The following is a 17381-nucleotide window of genomic DNA, read 5'->3' on the forward strand; positions in this document are numbered from 1 at the left end:
GGGTCGTCAGAGCGCCTCGGCGCCCGAGATGATTTCGATAAGCTCTTTGGTGATCGCGGCCTGACGGCTCCGGTTGTACTGGATCGTCAGCTTGTTGATCATGTCGCCCGCGTTGCGGGTCGCATTGTCCATCGCGCTCATCCGGGCCCCCTGTTCGGAAGCCCCGTTTTCCAGAAGGGCGGTGAAGATCTGCGTCGCGACACCGCGCGGCAGCAGGTCGGCGAGGATCGCCTCTTCGCCCGGCTCGTAATCGTAGAGCGTGTTCGTGACCACCGCCTCGCCCGGCTGGGCGGGGATGATCTGCTGGGCGGTCGGGATCTGCGAGATCACCGACTGGAAGCGGTTGAAGAAGATCGTCGCCACATCGAACTCACCCGCGTCATAGCGGTTGAGGATGTCGCGGGCGATTTCCTGGGCATTGACATAGCCCACACGCTTCACGTCCGACAGATCGACATGGCCGACGAAATGATCGCCGAGATCGCGGCGCAGCTGTTCGCGGCCTTTCTTGCCGACGGTCAGGATCTTGACGACCTTGCCCTGGGCCAGAAGCTCGTTGGCCCGCGCGCGGGCAAGCCGCACGATGGTCGTGTTGAAACCGCCGCAGAGACCGCGTTCCGCCGTCATCACCACCAGCAGATGCACCTTGTCGGCACCCGTCCCGGCCAGAAGCCGGGGCGCGCCGTCAGAGCTGCCGACCGAAGTGGCCAGCCCGGCGATGACCGCATTCATGCGATCCGCATAGGGGCGGGCGGCCTCGGCGGCCTCTTGCGCGCGGCGAAGTTTCGCCGCGGCAACCATCTGCATGGCCTTCGTGATCTTCCGCGTATTCTTGACGCTTCCGATCCGGTTTTTCAGGTCCTTAAGGCTGGGCATATCCCTGTCCTCTCAGCCCGCGCTTACGCGAAGGTCTTGGCGAAGTCGGCGATAGCGGCCTTCAGTTTCTCTTCATCCGCGCCCTTGATCTTCGGGTCGGCCGAGGTCAGCCATTCCAGGATGTCCTTGCGCTGGCCGCGCAGATAGGACAGCAGACCGGCCTCGAACCGGCCCACATCCTTGACGGCAACCTTGTCGAGGAAGCCCGCGGTGCCCGCGTAGATCACGCAGACGATTTCCGCGTTGGTCAGCGGCGAATATTGCGGCTGCTTCATCAGCTCGGTCAGGCGCGCACCACGGTTCAGCAGGGCTTGCGTCGAGGCGTCAAGGTCCGAACCGAACTGGGCGAAAGCGGCCATCTCGCGATACTGGGCGAGCGACAGTTTCACCGGGCCCGCCACGGTTTTCATGGCGTTGGTCTGCGCCGACGAACCCACGCGCGACACCGAGAGACCGGTGTTCACGGCCGGGCGGATGCCCTGGTAGAACAGTTCGGTTTCAAGGAAGATCTGGCCGTCGGTGATCGAGATCACGTTGGTCGGGATGAAGGCCGACACGTCGCCGCCCTGGGTTTCGATGATCGGCAGCGCGGTCAGCGAACCGGCACCGAAGTCTTCGTTCAGCTTGGCCGAACGCTCCAGCAGGCGCGAGTGGAGGTAGAACACGTCGCCCGGATAGGCTTCACGCCCCGGCGGACGGCGCAGCAGCAGCGACATCTGACGGTAGGACACGGCCTGTTTCGACAGGTCATCATAGATGATCAGCGCATGACGGCCGTTGTCGCGGAAGTATTCCGCCATGGCAGTCGCCGAATAGGGGGCGAGGAACTGCATCGGCGCCGGGTCCGAGGCGGTCGCGGCCACGACGATGGTGTAGTCGATGGCGCCGGTTTCTTCGAGCTTCTTCACCAGCTGTGCCACGGTCGAGCGCTTCTGGCCGACGGCGACGTAGATGCAGTAGAGCTTCTTCGACTCGTCCGAACCGGCGGCCTCGTTGTACGACTTCTGGTTCAGAATGGCGTCCAGCGCGACAGCGGTCTTGCCGGTCTGACGGTCACCGATGATCAGCTCGCGCTGGCCACGGCCAATCGGGATCATGGCGTCAACGGCTTTCAGGCCGGTCGCCATCGGCTCGTGCACCGATTTCCGCGGAATGATGCCCGGCGCTTTCACGTCGGCAATGCGACGCTCGGTCGCCACGATCGGGCCCTTGCCGTCGATCGGGTTGCCAAGGCCATCAACCACGCGGCCCAGCAGGCCCTCGCCCGCCGGCACGTCCACGATGGACTTGGTGCGCTTGACGGTGTCGCCTTCCTTGATGTCCTGGTCGGAGCCGAAGATCACGACGCCGACGTTGTCGACTTCGAGGTTCAGCGCCATCCCGCGGATGCCGCCGGGGAACTCCACCATTTCACCGGCCTGGACGTTGTCCAGCCCGTGCACACGCGCAATACCGTCGCCAACCGACAGCACGCGGCCGACTTCAGCCACGGCAGCGTCAGTGCCGAAGTTCTTGATCTGCTCCTTGAGGATCGCAGAGATCTCAGCAGCCTGGATTCCCATCACCCAACCTCTTTCATTGCATTCTGGAGAGCCGCGAGCTTGGACTTGATCGAGGTGTCGATCATGGTCGAGCCCAGGCGGACAACAAGACCGCCGATGAGGCTTTCATCGACGGCGACTTTGACTTTCACTTCCTTGCCCACACGCGCTTTCAGCGTGGCGGCCAGCTTGGCGGCCTGCTCCGACGACAGGGCGGCGGCAGAGGTGACCTCGGCGGTCATCTCGCCCTTTTCAGCGGCGATGGCATCGCGCAGGTTCGCCACCAGTTGCGGCAGAACGAACAGACGGCGCTTGGACGCCATCAGGGCAAGCGTATTCGCGGTCAGGGTCGACAGACCCATCTTGGCGGCAAGGGCCGCAATGGCATTGCCCTGATCTTCGCGCGAGTAAAGCGGCGAGCCGATCAGGTCACGCAGGTCAGCGCTGGACTGGAGAGCGGCGTCGAGCGCATCGACATCCCCCTCCAGAGCCTTCAGGCCCTTCGCCTCTTTCGCGAGGTCGAACAGGGCAGTTGCGTAACGCGCGGCAATGCCGGAGGAGATCGAAGCTGTTTCGGACACGTCAACCCTTCCGCTGGCTGTGCCCCATGCCGGCGCGGGAGGGCGCAGGCCAGAGGCTTCCTGTGGCGCATGTTTGCACATGCGTCTCAAATTCGACGCGTCTCTAACAGAGGTGCCCTAATGCCGCAACCGTGAACAGCGCCAGAATCGGGCTTGTTTGTCGCAAACATACCGGGCTTTCGCAGCCGGTCCTTCGTTTGTGTCGCTACAATGACAGCCCGGCCAGAATCGCCACTTCTTTCGGCACCTCCGACACGGACTCGCAGCTATAGACCGCGCGCCCGCGCGAGGGGCGACTCAGGCCCCCTCCCCCGTGCGCATCGCGGGTTCCGGCGCGGCGGCCCCCGCCCCCTCCCAGACCCGCAGCGGCTTCTTCACCACGGCCCCCAGCCCGCCGCGCGTCGGGGCATAGATCTGTTTCGAGGCCTCCACCATCAGCACGCCGCCGGCGATCCAGGGCGCAAAGCGGCGGCCCGTGCGTTCCCAGAAATTCGCGGTCCGCAGCCAGAAGCGTTTGGTTGACGGCGGGGCGTAAAGCGCCGCGACATGCCGTTCCGGCGTGAAACCCGCACGGCGCAGCTGCGCCTCCACCTGACCCAGCGAATAGGGACGACCAAAGCCGAAGGGCGTGCCATCGCCCCGCGCCCAGAGACCGGAGCGGTTGGGCACCACGAACAGTACCTTCCCTCCCGGCCCCAGTACGCGATGCGCTTCCTCCAGCACGGCAGAGGGTTGTTCCGAGGTTTCCAGACCATGCATCAGGACAAGCCGGTCGACAAAGCCGGTCGACAGCGGCCATGCGGTTTCCTCGCACAGCACGCTTACATTCTCCATTCCGGCAGGCCAGGGCATGACGCCCTGCGGCCCGGGCATCAGGCCGATCACCCGCCGGGCCTCTGTGAGATAGGGGCGCAGCAGGGGCACCGCGAAGCCGAATCCCGCCACGGTCTGCCCCGTCATCGGCGGCCACATCGCCACCACCTGATCGCGGATGGCCCGCTGCGCCACCCGGCCCAAAGCGGTACGGTAGTAAAAGTTGCGCAGGTCGAGCACGTCGAGATGCATTGCGGGCAGGTCCGTTCACGGCCAATCTGGACCACGACCTTAGCCGATCAGACAGGAAACGCCATGCTGCAACTCGTCACCGTCCCCTGCCTTGCGGACAACTATGCCTTTCTTCTGCATGATTCCGTCACCGGCCAGACCGCGCTGGTCGATGCGCCGGACGCCGAGCCCATCCTGACCGCGTTGCGCCAGCATGGCTGGGGGCTGGACGACATCCTGCTGACGCACCACCACTGGGACCATATCGACGGCACTGCCGCCCTGGTCGCGGCGACGGGCGCCCGAGTCACCGGGGCCGCCGCGGATGCCCACCGCCTGCCACCGCTGGACCGCTCGGTCAGCCCCGGTGACCGCATCACCATCTGCGGCGAAACCGTCGATGTGATCGACGTGCCCGGCCATACCGTCGGTCATGTCGCGTTCCACTTTCCGGACAGCAGGATGGCCTTTACCGGCGACAGCCTGATGGCGCTGGGATGCGGCCGCCTGTTCGAGGGCACCCCCGCCCAGATGTGGGACAGCCTGACCCGGCTGGCCGCCTTGCCGACCGATACGCTGATCTGTTCGGGCCATGAATATACCACGTCCAACGGCCGTTTCGCGCTGAGCCTTGAAGATGTGCCGCCGGCACTTATCTTGCGGATGGAAGGGGTCGAACGCGCCCGCGCCGCCAGCCAGCCCACCGTGCCCTCCACCCTTGCCGAAGAGCTTGCCACCAACCCGTTTCTGCGCGCCCGTGACCCGGCGATGAAAGCCGCGCTGGGGATGACCGATGCACAAGATGCTGCGGTTTTCGCGGAAATCAGGGCGCGAAAGGACAAATTCTGACCTCCCGCCGGAAGCCGCCACCCCGGGCCGATCACATTTTGCAACCACCTCCGGGGAAACGGACGTTTTTGTCAAATAGCACTTGAAGCCTCGCGCAGAAAACCGAACTTTAATCTTATGAGGCCACGGTCGGACCGGGTGTCGCACCCTCCGGCCCGCAGGACAGGAGCACCGAACAGTGCCATCATTCTCGACCACACTCGAACAGGCCATTCATGCCGCCCTGGCGATCGCCAATGCGCGCCGTCACGAGCTGGCCACGCTGGAACACCTGCTGCTCGCCCTGATCGACGAGCCCGAGGCCGCCCGCGTGATGAAAGCCTGTTCCGTCGATCTGGACGACCTGCGCAAGACGCTGACCGATTTCATCGACGATGACCTTTCGACGCTCGTGACCTCGGTCGAAGGGTCCGAGGCGGTGCCGACCGCCGCCTTCCAGCGCGTGATCCAGCGCGCGGCGATCCATGTGCAAAGTTCGGGCCGCAGCGAGGTGACGGGGGCCAATGTTCTGGTCGCCATCTTCGCCGAACGGGAATCGAATGCCGCCTATTTCCTGCAAGAGCAGGACATGACCCGCTATGACGCGGTGAATTTCATCGCGCATGGCGTGGCAAAAGACCCGAGCTATGGCGAAAGCCGCCCGGTCAGCGGATCGGAAGAGCATCAGCACGAAACGCCCAAGGGCGAGGCGGGCGAGGCGAAGGAATCCGCCCTGTCCAAATACTGCGTTGATCTGAACGTGAAGGCGCGGATGGGGGATGTGGACCCGCTGATCGGCCGCGAGGGCGAGGTGGAACGCTGCATCCAGGTGCTGTGCCGCCGCCGCAAGAACAACCCGCTGCTGGTGGGCGATCCGGGCGTCGGCAAGACCGCCATCGCCGAAGGTCTGGCCAAGAAGATCGTCGATGGCGAGACGCCGGAAATCCTCGCCCATGCCACGATCTACAGCCTCGACATGGGCGCTCTGCTGGCCGGCACCCGCTATCGCGGCGATTTCGAGGAGCGGCTGAAAGCCGTGGTGAAAGAGATGGAGGATCACCCCGACGCGATCCTGTTCATCGACGAGATCCACACCGTCATCGGCGCCGGTGCTACCTCGGGCGGCGCGATGGATGCCTCCAACCTGCTGAAGCCCGCGCTTCAGGGCGGGAAGCTGCGCTGCATGGGAAGCACCACCTACAAGGAGTTCCGCCAGCATTTCGAAAAGGACCGCGCGCTGTCCCGCCGGTTCCAGAAGATCGACGTGAACGAACCTTCGGTGCCCGATGCCATCAAGATCCTGCAAGGGCTGAAGCCGCATTTCGAACAGCACCACGACCTGCGCTATACTAACGAAGCGATCAAGTCGGCGGTGGAACTGGCGGCGCGCTATATCAATGACCGCAAGCTGCCCGACAGTGCCATCGACGTGATCGACGAGGCGGGCGCGGCGCAGCATCTGGTGGCCGCCAACAAGCGGCGCAAGACCATCGGCATCCGGGAAATCGAGGCCGTGGTGGCCAAGATCGCCCGCATCCCGCCGAAAACCGTCTCGAAGGACGATGCCGAAGTGCTGCGCGATCTGGAAAAGACGCTCAAGCGTGTGGTGTTCGGGCAGGACAAGGCCATCGAGGCGCTGTCTGCCTCGATCAAACTGGCCCGCGCCGGTCTGCGCGAACCCGAAAAGCCCATCGGCAACTACCTGTTCGCCGGCCCCACCGGCGTCGGCAAGACCGAGGTGGCCAAACAGCTTGCCAGCACGCTGGGGGTGGAACTGCTGCGCTTCGACATGTCAGAATACATGGAGAAACATGCGGTTTCCCGTCTGATCGGCGCCCCGCCCGGCTATGTCGGCTTCGATCAGGGCGGCATGCTGACCGATGGTGTGGACCAGCATCCGCATTGCGTGCTGCTGCTCGACGAGATCGAGAAAGCCCACCCGGATGTCTACAACATCCTGCTGCAGGTGATGGACCACGGCAAGCTGACCGATCACAACGGGCGGCAGGTCGATTTCCGCAATGTCATCCTGATCATGACGACCAACGCGGGTGCCTCGGACATGCAGCGCGCCGCCATCGGCTTTGGCCGCGACAAGCGGCAGGGTGAGGATACTGCGGCAATCGAGCGGACCTTCACGCCGGAGTTCCGCAACCGTCTGGACGCCGTGATCGCCTTCGCCCCGCTGACGAAAGAGACCATCATGCAAGTGGTCGAGAAATTCGTGCTGCAACTGGAAGCACAGCTCATGGATCGCAACGTCCATATCGAGCTTTCGGATGAAGCCGCGCGCTGGCTGGGCGACAAGGGCTATGACGACAAGATGGGCGCGCGTCCGCTGGGCCGGGTGATCCAGGAGCACCTGAAGAAACCGCTGGCGGAGGAGTTGCTGTTCGGCCGGTTGCAGAAGGGCGGCGTCGTCCGGGTGAAGGTGAAGGACGACAGGATCGACCTCATCATCGAAGAGCCTGGCAAGCCGCAGCTGACCGGGCAGAAACCCCCGCTGCTGACGGCGGAATGAAGGCCGCGCTTCTGGCGCTGCTGCTGGCCCCCGCTTCGGCGGGGGCTTTCGAACTTGTGCAGCCCATTGACTGCACCCTGGGTGAAACCTGTTTCATCCAGCAATATACTGATCGTGACCCTGGCCCCGGCGCACGGGATTTCACTTGCGGCTCCCTCGCCTATGACGGGCACAAGGGCACCGATTTCGCCCTGCCCGACGATGCCGCGATGCAGGCAGGTGTCACCGTGCGCGCCGCCGCCGCCGGTACGGTGAAGGGCGTGCGCGATGGCATGCCGGATATCCGCGCAGGTGATCCCGCGGCCCCTCCGCTCGAAGGACGCGACTGCGGCAACGGGCTGGTGATCGACCATGGCGACGGCTGGGAGACGCAGTATTGCCACATGCGTCAGGGTTCCGTCCGTGTGCGCAGTGGTGACCGCGTGGCGGAAGGCGACATGCTCGGGCTGGTCGGCCTGTCGGGAAATACCGAATTTCCGCATCTGCATCTGTCGGTGCGCCATGCAGGCGCCGTCATCGACCCATTCGCCACGTCGGATCTGAGCAGCTGTGGCGCCACGCAGGCCAATCTTTGGCGCGACGACATCGCCTATCAGCCCGGAGGCTTTGTCTCGGCGGGCTTTGCCACAGCGATACCCGATTACGCGATGATCAACGCGGGCACCGTGACCTCGCCCGATGTGCAGGCTCCTGCTCTGGTGTTCTGGGCCAATCTTTTTGGCACGCGGGCAGGCGACAGGCTGCATCTGGTGCTGACCGGACCCGAGGGCGAAATCGCGGCGCAGGATGTGGCGCTTGACCGCACGCAGGCCCGCGCGATGCGCGCCATTGGCCGCAAATTGCGCGGGGCAGGCTGGCCCGCCGGGAACTATGACGGGATCGCCAGCCTGCAGCGCGACGGGCGACAGATCGCCCGCATCTCAGCCCGGCTGACCTTGCCCTAGCATCGGCGCAGGTCCCAGCGGCAGCGGGCCAAGCATCATCCGCCCCGATTGCATGGCCAGCGGCAGGCTCAGCCGGTTGGCATCGCCTCCCTGATCGGCCAGGCTCGACAGCATGGACCGCAGCGCGACCCGGAACCGCTCGGGCACCAGTCCCGCCGCCTCCGCCGCCGCCAGCCCGGTTTGCCAGTTGTCCACCGTCACAGTGATCAGCCCCTCGGCCTGCCCTTGCGGATCGGCGACCAGTTCGCCCGCGGCTTTGGCACTGACCGGCCCCCAGACCAGATTGGCCTCGGTCAGATTGACCTTGCGCACCACGGGCGGCGCCGGATTGCGCAGCAGGATCGGCGCGGCAAGCTGCACATCAGCCAGCAGATCCACCCGCGCAATCTGCCCCGGCAGATCAGTCCCGGTTAACGCCGAGGTCACCGCCTGATCCGGCACGATTTCCAGCCCGCGCAGCGCCAGTTGCACCTGATCGCCCTCGCCCGCGATTACAGAAAGGTTAGCTGATCCCAGGGCCATCGCCCAACCGGCATCCGACCGCAGGCTGATGCCCTCGGTCACTGCATCCAGCCGGTCCAGCGGCAGATCGCCGGACGGTTTCATGAACAGGGAGGCCCGCATCCGCGTTGAGCCGATGGTGACCTTCTGCCCGGGCAGAGTGAGCACCTGATCCTCGGGCAGCGCCGCAATCAGCTTCCACGGACTGTAGCTGAGCGAATAGACCTGCGCAAACGGTGCCTGCCAGCCGATGCCGCGCACGGGGTCGAACAGGTCCGGTTCCGTGACGGTCAGGTCAAACCGGCTGGGAAAGCCCGCAATCGACACGCCCTTTTGCTGCACCTGCCAGCCCCGCGCCTGCATCTGCGCCAGTGCCGCTTCGGCCCCGCGCTCTGCCGCACGCGCGCCGACGAACCAGTAGCCGCCATACAGCAGCCCCGCCGCAAGAACGATCCAGATCAACACCCGCATGGCCGCCCCTTTCCCTTGCCTGTCCCTCCGTCTACACCAGACTGCGGAAGGAGAGCCAGAGATGTGGGTATTCGGTTACGGTTCGTTGATCTGGCACCCGGGTTTTCCGGTGGCCGAGCAGCGCATTGCACGCGCTGAGGGCTGGCATCGCAGCTTCTGCATGAGGTCGATCCATCATCGCGGTACCGAAGACGAGCCGGGGCTGGTTCTCGCGCTTGACCGGGCCGAGGGCGCCGCCTGCACCGGTGTCGCCTTCCGCGTGGCGGCGGGCGCGGAAGCCGAGACGCTGGCCGCGCTGCGCGAACGCGAGCTGATTTCCTCGGCCTATCTGGAAACCCATGTGCCGGTTGAAAGCGGAGCCGACCGTTTCGACTGCCTCGCCTATGTGATCGACCCCGACCATGTGCAGTACTGCGGCGGGCTGGCGCTGGAAGAGCAGGCCCGCATCATCGCTCATGCCCATGGCGGCCGCGGCCCCAACCGCGAATACCTGTGGAACACCGCAAGCCACCTCGCCGATCTCGGCATCGCCGACCCTGATCTGGAATGGCTGTCCCGACGGGTACGCGAGCTGACCGCGTAACGGCACAGGCCCGACAGTCCGGTATGGATGCAAGGAAATGGTGCCCCCAGACGGACTCGAACCGCCGACCGTCAGTTTACAAAACTGCTGCTCTACCAGCTGAGCTATAGGGGCCTTGCACCGGCATTTAGCAATTCGGCCCGGGCTGCGCAATGGCGGACTGGGCAGCTTAATACTGCTTAATAAATGATCACTTCGCCCGGACAGCGGGCAATTGCCGCCCCTTGCCGCAAAGCCGTTCACCTCCATGCCCCCACCCCGTTGCCCTCGCCTGCTCGCGGGCAAACGATGAGACGTCGGGCTGCACAGTCAACCGGTAGCCGACAGGGGCATGGGGAGGGTACCGGGCAGGATGGCCGATGGGGGTTTTCAGAAAATCCGCATGCAGCGGAGCCAAGGCGAGGCTGCGCTGTCCGTCGCATGCCGGGACGGGCATCCGCGACTCGGGCTCTTGCGGCAGCGTGGCTCGGCCAAGATCATGCTGCCCCATGTTGCGGGTCCGGTCCCCGAGGCTGTTTTTCTGAACACATCCGGCGGACTGACGGGCGGTGACCGCCTTGGCTTCGATCTGAAACTGGGCGCCGGGGTATCGCTCTGCGCCACCACGCAAACGGCCGAGCGTGCCTATGCCAGCGGTGGCACAGCAGCCACAGTCCGAATCTGCGCCCGACTGGACAGCGATGCTGAACTGGCCTGGCTGCCGCAAGAGACAATCCTGTTCGAACACAGCATGTTGCAACGAGAAACTACAGTGCATCTGACGGGAAGCGCCCGACTTCTTCTGGCGGAGTCGGTCATTCTGGGGCGGCACGCCATGGGCGAGGCTCCGCTTCATGCGCAACTGACAGATCGCCGCCGCATTCTCCGCGATGGTCGTCCGGTCTGGGCCGAAACAACGCGGATCGACAGCCGGGTTCTGGCCGAAGCCGCTACGCCCGCCTTGCTGGGCGATGCGCGCGCCTTCGCCGTGCTGGCGCTGATTGCGCCGGGGGCAGAGGCTGCCCTGCCCCGCCTGCGCGCCGAATTGTGCGAACCGGGTGTCGAGGCCGCCGCTTCCGGCTGGAACGGCCGTTGCATCGCGCGTCTCAGGGCGCGCGACGGCTGGCCACTGAAACGACAGCTCGCAAGGGCAATCCGCGCACTTCGCCCCGGCCCGCTGCCGCGGGTCTGGCAGATGAATGGAGATATCGCATGAACCTGACCCCGCGCGAACGCGAAAAGCTACTGGTCAGCCTTGCCGCCATGGTCGCGCGCAACCGGCTGGCGCGCGGCGTGAAGCTCAACCATCCCGAAGCCATCGCCCTGATCACCGATTTCGTGGTCGAGGGCGCCCGTGACGGGCGCAGCGTCGCCGATCTGATGGAGGCGGGCGCCCATGTCATCACCGCAGAGCAATGCATGATGGGCGTGCCCGAAATGATCCATTCCGTGCAGGTCGAGGCCACCTTCCCCGACGGCACGAAGCTCGTCACCGTCCATCACCCGATCCGCTGATCCGCTACCCTGAGAGGCCGCCCATGAACCGCATTCTTCTGTCCGCAAGCCTGTTCCCGCTGTTCCTGCCCGGCATGGCGCTGGCGCATCCCGGCCATATCGGCGGTGACGTCTTCGCCGCCGGGATCGGGCATCCACTCGGAGGGGCCGATCACGTTCTGGCGATGGTTGCCGTCGGCCTTTGGGCGGCACTGATGGGCGGGCGGGCCATGCTGACGCTGCCACTGGCCTTCGTCACGGCCATGCTTGTCGGCGGCCTCGCCGGGGCGGCTGGCCTGCCGCTGCCAGGGGTGGAGCCGATGATCCTTGCCTCCATCGTTGCGCTGGGTGCCGCCGCAGCACTGGCACTGCGCCCAGCCCTCGCGCATGCAATGGCGGCGGTGGCATTGTTCGGCCTGTTCCACGGCCATGCCCATGGCGCGGAAGGCCCCGCAGCTGGACTGGCGCTTTATGCGGCGGGCTTCGCGCTGGCGACCATCGCGCTGCATCTGGCCGGGGTCGGGCTGGGCCTCGGGTTGATCCGGCTGTCCCGGGCAGCGGTGGTGCGCGGCCTCGGCGGCGTGACGGCCATGGCGGGCCTCGCGCTTGCCATCGCGGGGTAAGCCCATGATCCCCGGAGAGATTTTTCCAGCCGACGGCAGCATCATCCTGAACGAGCGCGCCGAAAGCCTGACCCTGATGGTCGCCAATACCGGCGACCGGCCCGTGCAGGTCGGCAGCCATTACCATTTCGCGGAAACCAACCCCGGCCTCAGATTCGATCGGGCGGCAGCGCGCGGCATGCGGCTGGACATCGCGGCGGGCACTGCTGTGCGATTTGAACCGGGGCAAAGCCGCGAGGTTCGGCTGGTGCCCTTTGGCGGTACGCGCCGGGTGTACGGCTTCAACCACAAGGTCATGGGAGATCTGTGAATGGCCGTGAAAATCTCGCGCCCCGCCTATGCGGCGATGTATGGCCCGACCACGGGCGACCGGCTGCGCCTTGGCGACACCGACCTGGTGATCGAGGTCGAGCGTGATCTGACGATCTATGGCGAGGAGGTGAAGTTCGGCGGCGGCAAGGTCATCCGTGACGGTATGGGACAAAGCCAGCTGACACGGGCAGAGGGCACACCGGACACGGTGATTACCAATGCGCTGATCGTCGATCATACCGGCATTTACAAGGCCGACATCGGCCTGCGGGGCGGGTTGATCGCGGCCATCGGCAAGGCGGGCAACCCCGACACGCAACCCGGCGTCACCATCCCCATCGGTCCGGCGACCGACATCATCGCGGGCGAAGGCCGCATCGTCACCGCTGGCGGGATGGATGCGCATATCCACTTCATCTGCCCGCAACAGGCCGAGGACGCGCTGCATTCCGGCGTGACCACCATGCTGGGCGGCGGGACCGGCCCCTCGCATGGCACGCTGGCCACCACCTGCACCCCTGGCCCCTGGCATATCGGGCGGATGTTGCAGGCGCTGGATGCCATCCCCATGAATTTCGGGATCGCGGCCAAGGGCAATGCCTCGCTTCCCGCAGCGCTGGTCGAGATGGTGGAGGCCGGAGCCTGCGCCATGAAGCTGCATGAGGACTGGGGCACCACCCCCGCCGCAATCGACTGCTGCCTCTCGGTGGCCGATGACATGGACGTGCAGGTGATGATCCACACCGACACGCTGAACGAAAGCGGGTTTGTGGAAAACACGCTGGCCGCCATCAAGGGCCGCACCATCCACGCGTTCCACACCGAGGGCGCGGGCGGCGGCCATGCGCCCGACATCATGAAGGTGGTCAGCAGCCAGAATGTGCTGCCCTCGTCGACGAACCCGACGATGCCCTACACCGTCAACACGGTAGAAGAGCATCTGGACATGCTGATGGTCTGCCACCACCTCGACCGTTCGATCCCCGAGGATGTGGCCTTCGCCGAAAGCCGCATCCGCAAGGAGACCATCGCCGCCGAGGACATTCTGCATGACATGGGGGCGTTTTCCATCCTGTCGTCGGACAGTCAGGCCATGGGACGGGTGGGCGAGGTCATCACCCGCACCTGGCAGACCGCGCACAAGATGAAGCTGCAACGGGGGCGGCTGGCCGAGGAAACCGGCGCGAACGACAATTTCCGCGTGCGCCGGTATATCGCGAAATACACCATCAACCCGGCGCTGGCGCATGGCCTGTCGCGCCATATCGGCAGCGTCGAGGTCGGCAAGCGTGCCGATCTGGTGCTGTGGTCGCCTGCCTTCTTCGGCGCCAAGCCCGATATGGTGCTGATGGGCGGCATGATCGTACTGGCGCAGATGGGCGATCCCAACGGCTCGATCCCCGTGCAGCCGATGTATTCGCGGCCCATGTTCGGCGCCCTTGGCCGCGCCCGCTATGAAAGCTGTGCCACCTTCCTGTCGCAGGCGGCCATCGCCAACGGGGTCGGTGCGCAGCTTGGCCTTCAGAAACAGCTTCACGGCGTGGAGGGCACGCGCAAGGTGACGAAATCCGATCTGGTTCTGAACGCGGCGACGCCCCTGATCGAGGTGAACCCGGAAACCTATGAAGTGCGGGCGGATGGTGAATTGCTGACCTGCCAGCCAGCGGAAAGCCTTCCGCTTGCGCAGCGATACTTCCTGTTCTGATCCGTGATCCGGCATCGGCGCCCCCTCCCCTCACTCAGACAGCAAAAGGTTGAAAGACCATGAATATCCCCGTGGCTCAGGGCATTCTTCGCAGCGGCCAGTGGCTGAAGGCCGACGGCCGCGTCGTGCTGGGCTATGACGCGCGGTTCCTGCGGCGCAAGCGGCTGGTGGCGGAGAATGGCGGCGCCTTCCTCGTCGATCTGGCGGAAACCACGAGCCTCGATCAGGGTGATGCATTCCAGCTTTCCGACGGGCGGCTGATCGTCGTCATCGCGGCTGCGGAGGAGATCATCGAGGTGCGGGGCGATCTGCCGCGATTGGCCTGGCATATCGGCAACCGCCATACGCCCTGCCAGATCAGCGCCACCCATCTGGCGATCCGCCGCGATCATGTGCTGGAAAAGATGCTCGCCGGGCTGGGGGCGGAGCTGACGCCCTCGACCGCGCCGTTCCGGCCAGAGGGCGGTGCCTATGGCCATGGCCGCACCATGGGGCATGATCATGGGGGCCACGATCACGGCCCCTTCGGCCATCACCATGGCGACGGCAAGTTCCATGTCCATGGCTGAGGCGACCGACCGGCTGCATCTGGTGCAATGGCTGTCGCCCGCCTTTCCGATCGGCGCTTTCGCCTATTCGCAGGGGCTGGAATGGGCGATTGCCGAGGGCGGGCTGACCAGCATCGAGACGCTGCACCCCTGGGTGCGGGCGGTGCTGCATCATGGCAGCGGGCGGGTCGATGGCATCCTGCTGGCGCGGGCCCGCACGGGCGACGACCCGCAGATGCTGGCCGATCTGGCGCTGGCCTTCGCCACCGCAGCCGAACGCGAGACCGAGATGCTGGAACAGGGCGCCGCTTTCGCCCGTGCGCATCTGGCGATGACCGGCATCGTCTTGCCCGAGGGCCTGCCCTATGCGGTGGCAGTGGGGCTGGCGACCCGCCCCCTTCGCGTGACAACGGAGGAGGTTCTGACGCTCTGGCTGCATGGCCTTGCCGCGCAGCTTATGTCGGCCGCCGTGCGCTTCGTCCCCTTGGGGCAAGGCGCGGGGCAACGCCTGCTGCGCGAGCTTGCCCCCGGCCTGACCACGCTCGCCGCCGAACTGGCCAGCACCCCGCTGGACGACATTTCCGGCTTCACCCCCGGCGCCGATCTGGCGGCAATGCGGCACGAAACCATGGACATCAGGATTTTCAGAACATGACCAGCATGAACGGCCCGCTGCGGGTGGGGATCGGCGGCCCGGTGGGCGCAGGCAAGACAACGCTGACGGAAAAGCTTTGCGCCGCGCTGGCCGGCCGCTGCTCCATGGCCGTCATCACCAATGACATCTACACGCGCGAGGATGCCGAATACCTGATGCGCGCGCAGGTGTTGCCAGCGGATCGCATCCGGGGCGTCGAAACCGGCGGCTGCCCCCATACCGCGATCCGCGAGGATGCCTCGATCAACCTCGCCGCCGTGGCGGATCTGCGCCGCAATTTCCCCGACCTCGATCTGATCCTCATCGAATCCGGTGGCGACAATCTGGCCGCGACCTTCAGCCCTGAACTGGCGGATCTGACGATCTATGTCATCGACACCGCCGCCGGGCAGGACATTCCGCGCAAACGCGGGCCGGGGGTCACGCGCTCGGACCTGCTGGTGGTGAACAAGACCGACCTGGCGCCGCATGTCGGGGTGGATCGCATTCTGCTGGAGGAAGACACCGCCCGCGCCCGTGGCCCGCGGCCCTATGTGATGGCCGAGCTGCGCCATGGTCGCGGCGTCACCGATGTCGTGCGCTTCCTGCAAGAGGAAGGCGGTCTCGCGCTGGCCTGAGCGGCGGGCGTGGCCCGCATGCGGCACCCGCTGCGAAATCCCGTCCCGGCGCTTGCCGCATGCGGCGGGCTCGTCTAATCAGGATGCCAACGAAAGGCTTTCCGAATGCGCATCCTGATTACGAACGACGACGGTATCAACGCCCCCGGACTTGAGGTGCTTGCCGCCATCGCCGCCGAAATCGCGGGGCCTGAGGGCGAAGTCTGGACCGTGGCACCCGCCTTCGAACAATCCGGCGTCGGCCATTGCATCAGCTATACCCATCCCATGCTGATCGCCAAGCTTGGCCCGCGCCGTTACGCCACCGAGGGCAGCCCTGCCGATTGCGTTCTGGCCGCGCTTTATGATGTGTTGCAGGGGGCTGCCCCCGATCTGGTGCTGTCGGGCGTGAACCGGGGCAACAATGCCGCCGAGAACACGCTTTACTCCGGCACCATCGGCGGCGCGATGGAGGCGGCGCTGCAAGGCATCCCCGCCATTGCACTGTCGCAGTTCATGGGGCCGCAGACCGCCGAACTGGATGACCCGTTTCAGGCTGCACGCCAGCACGGTGCGGCAGTGGTGCGCCGTATCCTCGACACCGGGCTCTGGCAGCCCGAGGCCGATTACCGGCTGTTCTACAACGTGAATTTCCCGCCCGTCGGGGGCGCCGCCGTGAAAGGCATCCGCGCCGCCGCTCAGGGGTTCCGCCGCGATACCAGCTTTTCCGCTGATCCGCATATCTCGCCCTCCGGCAAGAAATTCCTCTGGATCAAGGGCGGCCCCCAACATCGCCCCACCGCGCCGGGCACCGATGCCGCCGTCAATCTGGACGGTTATATCTCGGTCACACCGATGCGGGCCGATCTGACCGCCCATGATGTTCTGGCCGATCTGGCGGCAGGTCTCGCATGACCACAGGGACGCCGGATCACGAGGACGACCCGGCCGAACGCAAGATGCGCTTTCTCTTTGCCCTGCGCTCGCGTGGCGTCACCGATGCCCGCGTTCTGACCGCGATGGAGCGGATAGACCGTGGCCTTTTCGTCAAAGGTCTGTTCGCCGACCGCGCCTATGAGGACATGCCGCTGCCCATCTCCTGCGGGCAGACCATTTCGCAACCCTCGGTCGTCGGGCTGATGACCCAGGCGCTGGGGGTCCAGCCGCGCGATGTGGTACTGGAAATCGGCACCGGCTCCGGCTATCAGGCCGCGATCCTCAGCCAGCTGGCGCGCCGGGTCTATACAATCGACCGCCACCGCCGCCTCGTGCGTGAATCCTCGGAACTGTTTCGCCAGCTCAGCCTGACCAACATCACCGCCGTGGCGCGGGATGGCAGCTTTGGCTGGCCCGAACAGGCCCCGTTCGACCGCATCCTTGTCACGGCCGCTGCCGAAGACCCGCCCGGCCCGCTGCTCGCACAGCTGAAACCCGGCGGCGTCATGGTGCTGCCGGTCGGTCAATCCGATGCGGTGCAGAGCCTGATCAAGGTCACACGCCTGCCCAACGGTTTCGATTACGAAGAGTTGCGGCCGGTTCGTTTCGTTCCTCTGGTCGAAGGGCTTGCGTCCGAATAGTC

At 65.5% G+C, this 17381-nt stretch carries 19 protein-coding genes and 1 tRNA gene; 14 read left to right on the forward strand and 6 right to left on the reverse strand.

Annotation, left to right across the window (positions count from 1 at the left end; all coding sequences use genetic code 11):
• Window positions 1-6: 6 nt before the first annotated feature.
• The 4 genes from IE126_RS03035 to IE126_RS03050 form a co-directional block, all read right to left on the reverse strand.
• On the reverse strand, window positions 7-876 hold the full coding sequence (locus IE126_RS03035) for a F0F1 ATP synthase subunit gamma (RefSeq protein WP_054301722.1): 870 nt from the start codon (window positions 874-876) through the stop codon (window positions 7-9).
• 23 nt (window positions 877-899) lie between these two features.
• On the reverse strand, window positions 900-2438 hold the full coding sequence (gene atpA / locus IE126_RS03040) for a F0F1 ATP synthase subunit alpha (protein WP_108128239.1): 1539 nt from the start codon (window positions 2436-2438) through the stop codon (window positions 900-902).
• Window positions 2438-2998 carry a F0F1 ATP synthase subunit delta gene (locus IE126_RS03045; RefSeq protein WP_054301720.1) on the reverse strand — a complete coding sequence of 187 codons (561 nt, stop codon included), beginning with the start codon at window positions 2996-2998 and terminating at the stop codon, window positions 2438-2440. The genes atpA and IE126_RS03045 overlap by 1 nt, the downstream gene beginning before the upstream one ends.
• Before the next feature lie 297 nt (window positions 2999-3295).
• Complete coding sequence (locus IE126_RS03050) at window positions 3296-4063, reverse strand: class I SAM-dependent methyltransferase (protein ID WP_189380128.1); 768 nt, start codon at window positions 4061-4063, stop codon at window positions 3296-3298.
• A 63-nt stretch (window positions 4064-4126) separates the two neighbouring features.
• Between IE126_RS03050 and gloB the strand changes: the two genes are divergently transcribed.
• From gloB to IE126_RS03065, 3 genes are all read left to right on the forward strand, one after another.
• Window positions 4127-4891: a hydroxyacylglutathione hydrolase gene (gene gloB / locus IE126_RS03055; RefSeq protein WP_229825191.1), complete on the forward strand. Its 765-nt coding sequence runs from the start codon at window positions 4127-4129 to the stop codon at window positions 4889-4891.
• 178 nt (window positions 4892-5069) lie between these two features.
• Entirely contained in the window at window positions 5070-7391 is a 2322-nt protein-coding gene (gene clpA / locus IE126_RS03060) for an ATP-dependent Clp protease ATP-binding subunit ClpA (protein ID WP_054301717.1), read from the forward strand.
• Window positions 7388-8335: a M23 family metallopeptidase gene (locus IE126_RS03065; protein WP_189380130.1), complete on the forward strand. Its 948-nt coding sequence runs from the start codon at window positions 7388-7390 to the stop codon at window positions 8333-8335. The genes clpA and IE126_RS03065 overlap by 4 nt, the downstream gene beginning before the upstream one ends.
• Here IE126_RS03065 and IE126_RS03070 read toward each other — a convergent pair.
• Window positions 8312-9307 carry a DUF2125 domain-containing protein gene (locus IE126_RS03070; RefSeq protein ID WP_054301715.1) on the reverse strand — a complete coding sequence of 332 codons (996 nt, stop codon included), beginning with the start codon at window positions 9305-9307 and terminating at the stop codon, window positions 8312-8314. The genes IE126_RS03065 and IE126_RS03070 overlap by 24 nt on opposite strands.
• 61 nt (window positions 9308-9368) lie before the next feature.
• Between IE126_RS03070 and IE126_RS03075 the strand changes: the two genes are divergently transcribed.
• Window positions 9369-9890 (forward strand): gamma-glutamylcyclotransferase, encoded by a 522-nt coding sequence (locus tag IE126_RS03075; protein WP_054301714.1) that lies wholly within the window; start codon window positions 9369-9371, stop codon window positions 9888-9890.
• A gap of 38 nt (window positions 9891-9928) precedes the next feature.
• Here the strand turns inward: IE126_RS03075 and IE126_RS03080 are convergent.
• Window positions 9929-10004: transfer RNA gene (locus IE126_RS03080), tRNA-Thr, on the reverse strand.
• A 238-nt stretch (window positions 10005-10242) separates the two neighbouring features.
• On the opposite strand from IE126_RS03080, the gene IE126_RS03085 reads away from it, so the two are divergent.
• The 10 genes from IE126_RS03085 (at window position 10243) to IE126_RS03130 (ending at window position 17379) form a co-directional block, all read left to right on the forward strand.
• Window positions 10243-11085 carry an urease accessory protein UreD gene (locus IE126_RS03085; protein WP_054301713.1) on the forward strand — a complete coding sequence of 281 codons (843 nt, stop codon included), beginning with the start codon at window positions 10243-10245 and terminating at the stop codon, window positions 11083-11085.
• Complete coding sequence (locus IE126_RS03090) at window positions 11082-11384, forward strand: urease subunit gamma (protein WP_054301712.1); 303 nt, start codon at window positions 11082-11084, stop codon at window positions 11382-11384. Before IE126_RS03085 ends, IE126_RS03090 begins: the two co-directional genes overlap by 4 nt.
• Before the next feature lie 23 nt (window positions 11385-11407).
• Entirely contained in the window at window positions 11408-11986 is a 579-nt protein-coding gene (locus tag IE126_RS03095) for a HupE/UreJ family protein (protein ID WP_054301711.1), read from the forward strand.
• Between the two features lie 4 nt (window positions 11987-11990).
• Entirely contained in the window at window positions 11991-12296 is a 306-nt protein-coding gene (locus tag IE126_RS03100; protein ID WP_189380131.1) for an urease subunit beta, read from the forward strand.
• A complete protein-coding gene (gene ureC, locus IE126_RS03105; RefSeq protein ID WP_108128233.1) occupies window positions 12297-14003 on the forward strand; it encodes an urease subunit alpha in 1707 nt (568 codons plus the stop codon).
• Window positions 14004-14062: 59 nt separating this feature from the next.
• Window positions 14063-14572, forward strand: coding sequence for an urease accessory protein UreE (gene ureE, locus IE126_RS03110; RefSeq protein WP_189380132.1), 510 nt, complete (start codon window positions 14063-14065; stop codon window positions 14570-14572).
• On the forward strand, window positions 14565-15206 hold the full coding sequence (locus tag IE126_RS03115) for an urease accessory protein UreF (RefSeq protein ID WP_189380344.1): 642 nt from the start codon (window positions 14565-14567) through the stop codon (window positions 15204-15206). The genes ureE and IE126_RS03115 overlap by 8 nt, the downstream gene beginning before the upstream one ends.
• Complete coding sequence (gene ureG / locus IE126_RS03120; protein ID WP_054301706.1) at window positions 15203-15823, forward strand: urease accessory protein UreG; 621 nt, start codon at window positions 15203-15205, stop codon at window positions 15821-15823. Before IE126_RS03115 ends, ureG begins: the two co-directional genes overlap by 4 nt.
• Before the next feature lie 105 nt (window positions 15824-15928).
• The gene (surE, locus tag IE126_RS03125) at window positions 15929-16717 is read left to right on the forward strand and encodes a 5'/3'-nucleotidase SurE (RefSeq protein WP_054301705.1); all 789 of its coding nucleotides are present in this window, start codon (window positions 15929-15931) and stop codon (window positions 16715-16717) included.
• On the forward strand, window positions 16714-17379 hold the full coding sequence (locus IE126_RS03130; RefSeq protein WP_054301704.1) for a protein-L-isoaspartate(D-aspartate) O-methyltransferase: 666 nt from the start codon (window positions 16714-16716) through the stop codon (window positions 17377-17379). The genes surE and IE126_RS03130 overlap by 4 nt, the downstream gene beginning before the upstream one ends.
• Window positions 17380-17381: the final 2 nt, after the last annotated feature.

Origin of the sequence: Gemmobacter nanjingensis, assembly GCF_014652195.1 — a bacterium.
In the GTDB taxonomy this organism is placed as follows: domain Bacteria; phylum Pseudomonadota; class Alphaproteobacteria; order Rhodobacterales; family Rhodobacteraceae; genus Gemmobacter; species Gemmobacter caeni.